The sequence below is a fragment of the Mesorhizobium sp. WSM4816 genome (assembly GCF_055811535.1).
Genome location: NZ_JBVVQR010000003.1, coordinates 60231 through 73025, shown reverse-complemented (window position 1 = coordinate 73025; position 12795 = coordinate 60231). Strand labels below are relative to the sequence as shown.

10 protein-coding genes are annotated in these 12795 nt (G+C 64.0%); 7 read left to right on the top strand and 3 right to left on the bottom strand.

What is annotated here, in order from left to right:
* From xdhA to xdhC, 3 genes are all read left to right on the top strand, one after another.
* Entirely contained in the window at nucleotides 1-1482 is a 1482-nt protein-coding gene (gene xdhA, locus AC0L3H_RS04590; protein ID WP_473584658.1) for a xanthine dehydrogenase small subunit, read from the top strand.
* Nucleotides 1482-3830 (top strand): xanthine dehydrogenase molybdopterin binding subunit, encoded by a 2349-nt coding sequence (xdhB, locus tag AC0L3H_RS04585; protein WP_473584657.1) that lies wholly within the window; start codon nucleotides 1482-1484, stop codon nucleotides 3828-3830. The genes xdhA and xdhB overlap by 1 nt, the downstream gene beginning before the upstream one ends.
* Before the next feature lie 77 nt (nucleotides 3831-3907).
* Nucleotides 3908-4897, top strand: coding sequence for a xanthine dehydrogenase accessory protein XdhC (gene xdhC, locus AC0L3H_RS04580; RefSeq protein ID WP_473584656.1), 990 nt, complete (start codon nucleotides 3908-3910; stop codon nucleotides 4895-4897).
* A 21-nt stretch (nucleotides 4898-4918) separates the two neighbouring features.
* On the opposite strand, the gene AC0L3H_RS04575 is transcribed toward xdhC, so the two are convergent.
* Entirely contained in the window at nucleotides 4919-5839 is a 921-nt protein-coding gene (locus tag AC0L3H_RS04575; protein ID WP_473584853.1) for a LysR family transcriptional regulator, read from the bottom strand.
* 341 nt (nucleotides 5840-6180) lie between these two features.
* On the opposite strand from AC0L3H_RS04575, the gene AC0L3H_RS04570 reads away from it, so the two are divergent.
* The 4 genes from AC0L3H_RS04570 (at nucleotide 6181) to AC0L3H_RS04555 (ending at nucleotide 10555) form a co-directional block, all read left to right on the top strand.
* Nucleotides 6181-7398: a urate hydroxylase PuuD gene (locus tag AC0L3H_RS04570; protein ID WP_473507813.1), complete on the top strand. Its 1218-nt coding sequence runs from the start codon at nucleotides 6181-6183 to the stop codon at nucleotides 7396-7398.
* Between the two features lie 2 nt (nucleotides 7399-7400).
* Complete coding sequence (guaD, locus tag AC0L3H_RS04565) at nucleotides 7401-8714, top strand: guanine deaminase (protein ID WP_473584655.1); 1314 nt, start codon at nucleotides 7401-7403, stop codon at nucleotides 8712-8714.
* Between the two features lie 75 nt (nucleotides 8715-8789).
* Nucleotides 8790-9293: a heme-degrading domain-containing protein gene (locus AC0L3H_RS04560; protein WP_473584654.1), complete on the top strand. Its 504-nt coding sequence runs from the start codon at nucleotides 8790-8792 to the stop codon at nucleotides 9291-9293.
* A complete protein-coding gene (locus tag AC0L3H_RS04555; RefSeq protein ID WP_473584653.1) occupies nucleotides 9290-10555 on the top strand; it encodes a glycerate kinase type-2 family protein in 1266 nt (421 codons plus the stop codon). The genes AC0L3H_RS04560 and AC0L3H_RS04555 overlap by 4 nt, the downstream gene beginning before the upstream one ends.
* A 3-nt stretch (nucleotides 10556-10558) precedes the next feature.
* Here AC0L3H_RS04555 and AC0L3H_RS04550 read toward each other — a convergent pair whose 3' ends face one another.
* Nucleotides 10559-11281: a UdgX family uracil-DNA binding protein gene (locus tag AC0L3H_RS04550; RefSeq protein ID WP_473584852.1), complete on the bottom strand. Its 723-nt coding sequence runs from the start codon at nucleotides 11279-11281 to the stop codon at nucleotides 10559-10561.
* A gap of 86 nt (nucleotides 11282-11367) precedes the next feature.
* Complete coding sequence (locus AC0L3H_RS04545; RefSeq protein ID WP_473584652.1) at nucleotides 11368-12789, bottom strand: glutamine synthetase family protein; 1422 nt, start codon at nucleotides 12787-12789, stop codon at nucleotides 11368-11370.
* Between the last annotated feature and the right edge of the window lie 6 nt (nucleotides 12790-12795).

Below are 12795 nucleotides of genomic sequence, written 5' to 3'. Positions count from 1 at the left end.
ATGACGAGGCTCAAGATACGCAATGAGATACGCTTCATCCTCAATGGCGAGGATGTTGCGCTGACTACGGTCGCGCCCGACGAGACCTTGCTCGACTGGCTGCGGCTCGAGCGCTCGCTGCGCGGCACCAAGGAAGGCTGCGCCGAGGGCGACTGCGGCGCTTGCACCGTGCTGGTCGGAAGGCTGTCAGGCGGCCGGCTCGTCTATGAAAGCGTCAATGCCTGCATCCGCTTCCTTGGCTCGCTCGATCGCACGCATGTCGTAACCGTCGAGCATCTGCGCGGCGACGGCGAAAAACTGCATCCAGTGCAGCAGGCGATGGTGGATTTCCACGGCTCGCAATGCGGCTTCTGCACGCCGGGTTTCGTCATGTCGCTTTATGCCCTGTGGATGCGGTCACCGGAACCGTCGGATGCAGCCATCGAAAAGGCGCTTCAGGGCAATCTCTGCCGCTGCACCGGCTACGAGGCGATCATGCGGGCGGCACGTGCCATCTCCAGCTACGGCAAGGCGGCAAAGGATCCGCTGGCAGCGGAGCGCAAGGCGATCACGAGCAAGCTCGAAGCGATGAAAGACGGTTCGCGCATCGAGATCGGCGCCGGCAAGCAGCGCCTGGTCGTGCCGGCCGATGCCGACGACCTCGCCGCCGTGCTCGACAAGGAGCCGGGCGCCACCATCGTTGCCGGTTCGACCGATGTCGGCCTGTGGGTGACCAAGCACATGCGCGAGATTGCGCCGGCGATCTTCATCGGCAATCTCAACGGGCTGTGCCGGATTTCCGAAGACAAGGGCATCATCTCGATCGGCGCTGGTGTCACCTACACCGAGGCTTTCTCAATGCTGGCGAAACGCATCCCGGCGCTGGGCCCGCTGTTCGATCGCATCGGCGGCGACCAGGTGCGCAACATGGGCACGATCGGCGGCAACATCGCCAATGGCTCGCCGATCGGCGACACGCCGCCGCCGCTGATCGCACTCGGCGCGCGGCTGACGCTGCGCCGCGGCAACAAGCGGCGGACGATCTCGCTTGAAGACTTCTTCATCGCCTATGGCAAGCAGGACCGACAGCCGGGCGAATTCGTCGAGGCCGTGCATGTCCCAGTGCCGGGCAGGGATACCAAATTCGCCGTCTACAAGATCACCAAGCGCCGTGACGAGGACATCACCGCCGCACTTGGCGCATTCCTGCTGGCCCTGGCCAAGGACGGCACGGTGGCGGAGGTGCGCATCGCCTATGGCGGCATGGCGGCAACGCCGAAGCGGGCTTTCGGCGTGGAAAAGGCGCTGCTCGGCAGGCCCTGGACGGAACCGACGGTCGAGACCGCCATGGCCGAGTACGCCAAAGACTTTACCCCGCTGACCGACATGCGGGCGAGCGCCGAATACCGGGCGCTGGCGGCGCGCAACCTGCTGTTGCGGTTCTTCGCCGAGACCAGCGGCACCAAAGCACCGATCCAGATATCGCGCCACGAGGCGGCGTGATGACCAAGCACGCTCCAAACCTCAAGGCGCAGAAAATCGCTGGTGGCGTTGCCACCGACCAGCGTCATGATTCCGCGCACAAGCATGTCCGCGGCACGGCCGTCTATATCGATGACATGCCGGAATCATCCGGCATGCTGCATGGCTGCCTCGGGCTTTCGACGGCCACGCATGCCACCATCAGCAGCATGGACCTGGCGGCGGTCCGCGCAGCACCCGGCGTCGTCGACGTGCTGACGGCGAGCGACGTGCCGGGCGAAAACGATATCTCGCCGACCGGCCGCCACGACGAACCGGTGCTGGCCGCCGGCAAGGTGCAGTTTTTCGGCCAGCCGATCTTTTGCGTCATCGCCGAAACCCGCGAGCAGGCGCGCCGCGCCACAAGGCTGGCCAAGGTCGAATACAAGGAATTGCCTTTCGTCACCGACATCGGCGTCCTCGATCCCAGGAAGGACAAGCTGGTCACGCCGCCGCTGACCCTGAGGCGCGGCGATGCCGCGGCTGCGATCAGGGCGGCGCCGCGCCGGCTGAAAGGAAAAATGCGCATCGGCGGCCAGGACCATTTTTATCTCGAAGGCCAGATCGCCATGGCCATTCCCGGCGAGGATCAGGACGTCACGATTTATTCGTCGACCCAGCATCCGAGCGAAATCCAGCACATGGTCAGCCATGCGCTCGGCGTGCCGAGCCATGCCGTCACGGTCGAGATCCGCCGCATGGGCGGCGGCTTTGGCGGCAAGGAAACGCAAGGCAACCAGTTTGCCGCGCTCGCCGCGATTGCTGCAAAAAAACACCATCGCGCGGTGAAAATCCGGCCCGACCGTGACGACGACATGATCGCCACCGGCAAGCGCCATGACTTCCTCGTCGATTACGAGGTCGGCTTCGACGACGAGGGCAATATCCTCGGCGTCGATTTCATGTTTGCGGCGCGCTGCGGCTTCTCGGCGGACCTGTCGGGCCCGGTCACCGATCGCGCGCTGTTCCACTGCGACAACACCTATTTCTGGCCGGCGGTTCATGCGCAATCGGCGCCGCTCTACACCAACACCGTGTCGAACACCGCCTTCCGCGGCTTCGGCGGGCCGCAAGGCATGGTCGGCGCCGAGCGTGTCATCGAAGAGGTCGCCTTTGCCGTTGGCAAGGACCCGCTCGAGATTCGCAAGAAGAATTTTTATGGCACCAGCGACCGCAACGTCACGCCCTATCACCAGACGGTCGAGGACAACATCATCCACCGCATCGTCGCCGAGCTGGAGGCGAGTTGCGACTATGCGAGGCGCCGCCGCACCATTGAAGCTTTCAACGCCAACAGCCGCTTCATCAAGCGTGGATTGGCGCTGACGCCGGTCAAGTTCGGCATCTCGTTTACCGCGACGCACTACAATCAGGCCGGCGCGCTGGTGCATGTCTACACCGACGGTTCGGTGCATCTGAACCATGGCGGCACCGAGATGGGGCAAGGTCTCTACGTCAAGGTGGCGCAGGTGGTGGCGGAAGAATTCCAGATCGACCTCGACCAGGTAAAGATCACCGCGACCACGACCGGCAAGGTCCCGAACACCTCGGCGACCGCCGCATCGTCCGGTTCCGACCTCAACGGCATGGCGGCGCAGAACGCGGCCCGGCAGATCAAGGAGCGGTTGACCAACTTCGCAGCCGAAAAATACCAGGTGCCGCGCGACCAGGTGCTGTTCCTGCCCAACCGGGTGCGCATCGGCAACCAGGAGATCGCCTTCGCCGATCTCATCAGGCAGGCCTATATGGCGCGCATCCAGCTTTCGGCGGCGGGCTTCTACAAGACGCCGAAAATCCACTGGGATCGCGACAAGGGCGAGGGTCGTCCCTTCTATTATTTCGCCTATGGCGCCGCGTGCTCGGAAGTCTCGGTCGACACGCTGACCGGCGAATATGTCGTCGAGCGCACCGACATCCTGCACGAGACCGGACGCTCGCTGAACCGCGCCATCGACCTTGGCCAGGTCGAAGGCGGCTTCATCCAGGGCATGGGATGGCTGACGACGGAGGAGCTTTGGTGGGACGAAAAGGGCCGGCTGCGCACCCATGCGCCGTCGACCTACAAGATTCCGCTCGCCTCGGACCGACCGAAGATCTTCAATGTGACGCTGGCCGATTGGCCGGAAGCGAGCGAGCCGACGGTGCACCGCTCCAAGGCGGTCGGCGAGCCGCCGCTGCCGCTCGGCATCTCGGTGCTGCATGCGCTGTCGGATGCGGTGGCAAGCGTTGCCGGCCATCGGATCTGCCCGCGCCTCGACCCACCGGCGACGCCGGAGCGGGTGCTGATGGCGATCGAACGGCTGAAGAGGGAAGCCAAGGCTGGTGCTTGAACTCGGTCCCGGGGTTCGTACAAGGCGTGCAATCCGGGCCGAAAAACCCTATGTTTCCCAATAGGGAAAGCAAAAACATGACCTCGAAAGTGCAAAGCCTGAAAGCATTTCTTGGCGGCGCCCGCCGGGTTGCCCTGGTCGAGGTGGCCGGGACCAAAGGCTCGACGCCTCGCGAGAAGGGTGCCTTCATGCTCGTCTCGGGCGCGGCGATTTTTGGCACGATCGGCGGCGGCCAGCTCGAATTCATCGCGATCGACAAGGCGCGGCAGCTGCTCTTCTCCCCCCTTGAGGGGGAGATGGCCGCGGAGCGGCCAGAGGGGGTCGTCTCAGAAGGCACCGCCAGAGCGTCGAGCACTGCCGCGGCGACCCCACCCGACGGCTTCGCCGCCACCCTCCCCTCAAGGGGGAGGGATACGCGCACGACGCTCGATGTCCCGCTCGGGCCCGAGATCGGCCAGTGCTGCGGCGGCAGGGTCGAGGTGCTGATCCGGCTGGTCGACACGGCGTTGGCGCAAGAGCTGGTCGCGGCGGCGGACGCCGAGCAGGCGCAGCTGCCGCATGTCTACATCTTCGGCGGCGGCCATGTCGGCCAGGCGCTGGCCTCGGCGGTGGCCTTGCTGCCGGTCCGTGTCGTCGTTGTCGAGACGCGGGCCGAGGCGCTGGAGGGCATGCCGGACACGGTCGAAACCAGCCTGACGCCAATGCCCGAGGCGATGGTGCGCAAGGCTTCGGCTGGCGCCGCATTCGTCGTCCTCACTCACGACCACGCACTGGATTTCCTGATCGTCGCCGAGGCACTGAAACGCCGGGATGCCGCCTATGTCGGCATGATCGGCTCGAAGACCAAGAAGGCGACATTCAGGAACTGGTTCCTGAATGCGGCGGACGGCAGCGAGGCGCAATTTGCCGGCCTCGTCTCGCCGATCGGCGGCGATGCGGTCAAGGACAAGCGTCCGCAAGTCATCGCGGCCTTGGCGGCGGCCGAGATCATGACGGCACTGGCCGCCCATGCTGGCGCGCGAGCCGCGCCGCACCCCGTCTCTCGTGGCAAGGCAATGGCCGGCTGACGGCCAGAATTCGAGCAACGCTCATTTGCCGGCCAGAATTTCCTTGATCAGCCGTTGGCAGCGCTCGGCCATGAAATCGAGCAGCAGCCGCACCTTCGGGTCCTGCAGCTTCTTGTGCGGGTAGACGGCGGCGAACTGCACCGGCGTCGGTGGCGTGTCGGGCAGGATCACCTTCAGACGCCGGTCGCGGATGAACGGCTCGACCTCGAAGCGCGGCTTGTTGATGATGCCGCGGCCCGACAGCGCCCAGCCGGTCAGCACGTCGCCATCGTCGGTGTCATAGGGTCCGTGCACCTCGAATTTCCGCGGACCGTCGGCCGTCTGCAGCGTCCACACATATTCGCGCGCGCCGGCGTAGCGCAGCATCAGGCAGTCGTGTTTGCTGGCGATCAGTTCCTGCGGCTCGGTCGGCTCGCCGCGCGTCTCCAGATATGTCGGCGCCGCCACCAGCACCCGCTCGCACTCCATGATGCCGCGCATTCTCAGGCTGGAATCCTCGATGATACCCAGTCTGAACGCGACGTCGATGCCTTCCTTCATGATGTCGACATTGTGGTCCGAAAGCCTCAGCCGAACCTCGATGTCAGGATATTTGTCGTGGAAATCGGGGATTCCCGACGCCACCAGCCGCCGGCCGAGGCCAAGCGGCGCTGTCACCTTGATGGTGCCACGCGGCTGGCCGGACAAAGCGCTGACAGCGGCTTCCGCCTCGGTGACCGCCTCAAGCACCTGCTTGGCGCCGGAGTAGAACACCGTGCCGTGCTCGGTCGGCATCAATTGCCGCGTCGTGCGATTGAACAGCCTGACACCGAGATGTTTTTCGAGCTCCTTGATGCGGTTGGAGGCGACCGCTGGCGAAATGCGCATGTCGCGCCCCGCCGCCGACAGATTGCCGAGCTCGACGACGCGAACGAAGACGGAGATGTTGTCGAGATAGGCCATGCGGCTTGGGGCTCTCATGCGGCTGCGCAGGGATAACCCTAGTGCATGACCCCGAAAAATCGGAATCGATTTTCGGAAAGGATCATGCACCAGATAAAGTTCTACAGCGTCCTTTGCGCGTCCAAGGGACGCGCGGCGCTAGTGCATGACCCCGAAAAATCGGAATCGATTTTCGGAAAGGATCATGCACCAGATAAAGTTCTGCAGCGTCCTTTGCGCGTCCAAGGGACGCGCGGCGCTGTAGTATTTTCCATTTTTTTTTGAAAGTCATCGTGCCGCTCGGCCCTTTCCGTTTGCGCTCCAGTCCGTAAAGTCACCCAATCGGCAGGGACGACTTTTCAATGATCGATTTTGCGATTTTCTGGGACTGGCTGAGTTTCGCCGTGCGCTGGCTGCATGTCGTCACCAGCATAGCCTGGATCGGCTCGTCCTTCTATTTCGTCGCGCTCGATCTCGGCTTGCGCCAGCGTCCGGGCATGCCTGTCGGCGCCTTCGGCGAAGAATGGCAGGTGCATGGCGGCGGCTTCTATCACATCCAGAAATATCTCGTGGCGCCGACCGAAATGCCTGAGCACCTGACCTGGTTCAAATGGGAATCCTACGCTACCTGGCTGTCGGGCTTTGCCATGCTGTGCGTCGTCTACTATGCTGGCGCGGACCTCTTCCTGATCGATCCCAACGTGCTTGCCATGTCGGTGCCTACAGGCATCTTGCTGTCGCTGGCGACGATCGGCGTCGGCTGGGTGGTCTACGATCTCTTATGCCGTTCGCCGCTTGGCAGGAGCGACACCGGCCTGATGCTGGTGCTCTATGGCGTGCTGGTGTTCATCGCCTGGGGTCTTACCCATCTGTTCACCGGCCGCGCCGCTTTCCTGCATCTTGGCGCCATCACCGCGACGATCATGTCGGCCAATGTCTTCATGGTCATCATTCCGAACCAGAAGATCGTCGTCGCCGACCTGATCGCCGGCAGGAAGCCAGATCCGAAATACGGCAAGATCGCCAAGCAGCGCTCGCTGCACAACAATTACCTGACGCTGCCCGTTCTCTTCCTGATGCTGTCGAACCACTACCCGCTGGCGTTTGCTACCCAGTTCAACTGGGTGATCGCCTCGTTGGTGTTCATCATCGGCGTGCTGATCCGGCACTATTTCAACACCATGCATGCGCGCAAGGGCAACCCGACCTGGATCTGGCTGGCTGCCGCGGTCCTGTTCGTCGTCATCATCTGGCTGTCAACCGCGCCGAAAGTGCTGACCGGCGAAGTCAAGGCGTCCTCGACGGCACAGGTCTATATCGCCTCGGCGCATTTTCCCGCAGTGCGCGATACGGTGCTTGGCCGTTGCTCGATGTGCCATGCGCAGGAGCCGTCCTACGAGGGCATCTATCACGCGCCGAAAGGTGTGATGCTCGACACGGACGCCGGGATCGCCGGGCAAGCCCGCGAGATCTACCTGCAGGCCGGCCGCAGCCACGCGATGCCGCCCGCCAACGTCACCCATATCACCGACAAGGAGCGGGCGCTGCTGGTGGCATGGTTCGAGGAGGCAGGGAAATAGGCATGACCAGTGCACTCCTGCGCGGCCGCACGCTGTCCTTCCTGCGCTGGCCTGAAACCGTCGACGACCATTCCGCCTGGCGCTACGAGGATGACGGCGGCCTGCTGCTCCGCGACGGCAGGATCGTTGCCGCAGGCGCCTATGCCGACGTCGAGAAAAAGGCTGATGAAGGCGTAAAAAAGATCGACCACCGCCCGCATTTGCTGCTGCCTGGTTTCATCGACGCGCATGCGCATTTTCCGCAGATGCAAGTTATCGCCTCCTACGGCGCCGAGCTGCTCGACTGGCTGAACACTTACACCTTTCCCGAGGAAACCAAATTCCAGAACGCCCAGCACGGCCGCCGCATCGCCAGGCTGTTCCTCGACGAGATGCTGCGCCACGGCACGACGACAGTCGCCGCCTATTGCTCGGTCCACAGGGAATCGGCCGAAGCGTTCTTCGCCGAGTCGCATGACCGCAACATGCTCAACATCGCCGGCAAGGTGATGATGGATCGCAACGCGCCGGAGGGCGTGCTCGACACGCCGCAATCGGCCTATGACGACAGCAAGGCGCTGATTAAGGAGTGGCACGGCAAGGGGCGCCAGCACTATGCCATCACACCGCGCTTCGCCATCACCTCCTCACCCGAGCAATTGGAGATGGCGGGCGCGCTCTGCCGCGAGTATCCTGATCTGCACATGCAGACGCATCTGTCGGAAAACCACGCCGAGATCGCCTTTACGCTGCAACTCTACCCGCAGGCACGCGACTATACCGATGTCTACGAGCAATACGGGCTGCTCGGGCGCAAAAGCCTGTTCGGCCACTGCATCCATCTTTCGGAACGCGAGGCGGATGCGCTTTCGGACACGGACTCGGTCGCCGTGTTCTGCCCGACCTCGAACCTGTTCCTCGGTTCGGGCCTGTTCGATTATCAGCGCTACCGCACGCGTGGCAAAGCTCTTCGGATCGCGGCCGCCACCGATGTCGGCGGCGGCACCAACTACTCGATGCTGCGCACCATGGATGCGGGCTACAAGGTGATCGCGCTGAACGGCGAGAAGCTCAATCCGTTCCAGTCGTTCTGGCAGCTCACCCGCGGCAATGCCGAGGCGCTGTCGATCGTGGAAAGGATCGGCACGCTCGACCAAGGTAGCGATGCCGACATCGTCGTCCTCGACGCGCGCGCCACGCCGGCGATGCGGCTGCGGATGGAGACGGCGGACACGCTGGCGGAGGAGCTGTTTCTGCTGCAAACGCTGGGCGACGACCGCGCCGTGCGCGAGGTCTATGTCGCCGGGCGGGCGGCCAAGACGGATATGGCGGTTTAGCTATCCCACACGTCCCGCTTGACCCAGCGGCAGCCATCGGTCAAAAGCGTGCCGCGACGTTGATAGGGGAATGACATGGCCGTTGCAGACGATATCGCTCTGATCCAGAAACAGGAAGTCGAGCTTGTCTTCTCGGTCTTCGATGAAGCTGTCGCCTTCAAGATCGGCTCGACGATCCGCGACCGGGCACTGGCCCAGGGCCTGCCGATCATCGTCGACATCAGGACCTTCGACCGGCCGCTGTTTTACGCGGCAATGCCGGGCTCGAACGCCTCCAATCCGGATTGGGCGCGGCGCAAGATCAACGTGGTGCAGCGGTTCCTGAAAAGCACCTACCGCATGGTGCTGGAGCAGCAGCGTCCCGACCGCAGCTTCAAGCCGGGCGAGGGGCTCGACATATCGGACTATGTGCTGGCCGGTGGTGGCTTTCCCATAACGGTCAAAGGTGCCGGCGTCATCGGTGTGATCGCGGTCTCGGGCCTGCCGGAGCGTGAGGATCACGGCGTCGTCGTCGATGCGCTGTGCAGCCACCTCGGCGTCGACGGGCGCGAGCTGGCACTGCCGCCGGAAGCAAAATGACCGCGCTCGATCCCAAATCCTTCCTCGCCGCCATCTTCAATGCCGCCGTTGCCGCCGCCGATCCGCAGAGGACGATCAGGGATCATCTGCCGGCAATGCCGAAGGGGCGCACCATCGTCATTGGTGCAGGAAAAGGCTCGGCGCAGATGGCGGCGGCGTTCGAAAAAGTGTGGGACGGGCCGATCGAAGGGCTGGTCGTCACCCGCTACGGCTATGGCGCGACCTGCCAGCGCATCGAGATCATCGAGGCGGCGCATCCGGTGCCGGATGCCGCCGGACTCGAAGCGTCGCGCCGGCTGCTCGAAAAGGTGCAGGGGCTGACCGCGGACGATCTGGTCGTGGCGCTCATCTCAGGCGGCGGCTCGGCGCTGCTGCCGGCGCCCGCCGAAGGTCTGACGCTGGCTGACGAGATCGCCGTCAACGAGGCGCTGCTCGCCTCCGGCGCTCCGATCGCCGCCATGAACACCATCCGCAAGCATGTTTCCACCATCAAGGGCGGCAGGCTGGCGGCAGCTGCCTATCCGGCAAAGCTGGTGACGCTGGTCGTCTCCGACATTCCCGGCGACAATCCGGCGCTGGTCGCTTCCGGCCCGACCGTTCCCGATTCCGGCAGCCGCCAAGAGGCACTGGCATCGATCGCCGGCTATGGCATGAGACTGCCGGCTGCCGTGATGGCGCATATCAATTCGCCGGCCGCCGATGCGCCGCGCGTCGATGATCCGCGTTTTTCGCGCAACGAAGTGCATCTGATCGCCTCGGCCGGCGTCTCGCTGGAAGCGGCTGCGGCCGAAGCCAGGCGCCATGGCATCGAGGCGGCCATCCTCTCCGATTCCATCGAGGGCGAAGCGCGCGAAGTTGGGGGTGTCCATGCGGCAATCGCCCGCGAAGTGACGACGCGCAACCGGCCTTTTCCGAAACCCGTGCTGATCCTATCAGGCGGCGAGACGACGGTGACCGTTCGGGCGAAGGGCAAGGGCGGCCGTAACACCGAGTTTCTGCTTGCCTTCGCCATCGGCATCAGCGGCATGGAGGGCGCCCATGCACTGGCCGCTGACACCGATGGCATCGACGGTTCGCAGGACAATGCCGGCGCCTTTGCCGACGGCTCGACGGTGTCGCGGATGCGGGCGGCAGGCGTCGATGCCAAGGCGATGCTTGCCGGCAACAACGCCTGGACGGCATTCAACGCCGTCGGCGATCTCTTCGTGCCCGGCCCGACCGGGACGAACGTCAATGATTTGAGGGCAATCCTGATCAGATAGGGGTCAGGCGGCCATCAGCTTTTTCACTGCCTTCATGTCCTGCAGGAACCGCTCGCGTTCGGCCTGCTTGTCAGCCGGCTCGCGAATACGCAGGATGAAGGACGGGTGGATGGTGACGAACACAGGCAAGCCATCGTCCCGATCCACGACCGCGCCGCGCATCTTCATGATCGGCACGACCTTGCCGAGCAGTGACTGCGCCGCCGTTGCGCCGAGCGCCACCGCCAGATTGGGCTTGATCAGATCGAGCTCCCTGTCGAGCCACCAGCGGCAGGCCTGCACCTCGCCGGTATTCGGCTTCGAGTGGATGCGCCGCTTGCCGCGCGGCTCGAACTTGAAATGCTTGACCGCATTGGTGACATAGACTTTCAGCCGGTCGACGCCGGCATCGTCCAGGATGGCGTCGAAGACTTTTCCCGCCGGACCGACGAAAGGTTTGCCGGCCAGATCCTCTTGGTCGCCTGGCTGTTCACCGACGAAAACCACCTTGGCCTTGTCAGGCCCTTCGCCGAACACGGTCTGCGTTGCGTTGCGCCACAGCGGGCAGCGGCGACAGGCCTTCGCCACTTCGCTGAGTTCGGGAATGGTGCTTGCGCCATCGTCTTCTGCCGTCTCAGGCAATTCAGGCTTGGGCCAGCGTCTTGCCTGCACCTTGGCCTGGTGTGGAGAATTTGTCTGCATCCTGGCAATCATGGCTGATGCGGCCTTGCCCGCTGCTGCGATCAGATGCGGAATGAGCGAAGCCCCAGAAAGGTTCCTTCAAATAGCCGGGACCCGGCTTTCGCTGGGCGAATGACCGGCGATGCGATGCCTCACACCTCGTGCAGATAGAGATGATAATCCAGTTCGCTGACCGTGCGCGCCACCCGCAGATATTCGGATTGCTTGATCGCCACGAATGTTCGGTGCAGGTCTTCCCCCAGCGCCGCTTTGAGGAATGTCGAGGCCCTTGCCGCCTCGATCGCGGCGCGCCAGTCCACCGGCATGGTGGTGCGCGTGATTGCTGATTCGTAGCCATTGCCGGTGGTTTCGGGGCCTGGATCGAGGCCCTCATCGAGACCCTTGACGATGCCGGCCAGCACGGTTGCCGCCACCAGATAGGGGTTGGCGTCGACGCCCGACGGCCGGTGCTCGATGCGCCGGTGTTTCGCGTCGCCAGCCGGCACGCGCAATGCCACCGAGCGGTTGTTGACGCCCCAGGTCGGCGCCACCGGCGCATAGGATTGCGAAACGAAACGCCGCCATGAATTGGCGTGCGGTGCAAACACCAGCATCGATTCGGCCATGGTCTGGATGAGGCCGCCCAGTCCGCGCAGCAGCGGCAAGGACCAAGTCTCGCCGCTGGCTTCGGCAAAGACGTTGTTGCCGGCCTTGTCCTGCAGCGAGACATGGAAATGCATGCCGGAGCCGGCGTATTTCTCGATCGGCTTGGCCATGAAGCAGGCAGTGACGCCGTGGCGGCGCGCCTGCGCCCGCACCAGCCGCTTCAGCATGACGAGGTCGTCGGCGGCCCGCATCACGTCCTTGCGATAGTTAAGCGTCAGTTCGTACTGGCCGGGCGCATATTCGGAAATGACCGTCTCGGCCGGGATTCCTTGCACCCTGGCCGCGGCATAGATATCGGAAAACAGCGGCTCCATGCCGTGCAGATGGTCGACGGAATAGACCTCTGTCTTGGCCGAGCGGCGGCCGTCGAGCACCGCGTGCGCCGGCTGCACCTTGCCGTCGGCGTCGCGCTCGTTGGCAAGCAGGAAGAATTCGAGCTCGAAGGCGCCGGCCGGATGCAGGCCCTTGGCCGCCAGTATCTCCACCTGACGGCCCAACGCCAGGCGCGGGTCGGAGGACATCGGCTGGCCATCGAGATGGTACATCGCCATCAGCACCTGGCCGCGCGGCGGCTGTGTGCCGAACAGCGGCACCAGCGTGCCGGGGATCGGCCATGCCCGCAGGTCGCCGTCGCCCGTCGTCCAGATCAGTCCGGTCTCGTGCACGTCCTCGCCGGTGATGTCGAGGCCGAGGATCGAGATCGGCATATGCCTGCCGCCCTCGAAGATGCTCATCAACTCGTGCCGGCGCACGATCTTGCCACGCCCGACGCCATTGGCATCGGTCAGCACGATGTCGAACGCTTCGATCTCGGGATGGGCGTCGAGAAAGGTTTGCGCCTCGGCGGGCGTCGAGCCCGAAGGGGAGGCGATGATGGCATTCAAAGTTTGCTTGTGCGCTTCTCTCATGTGCAA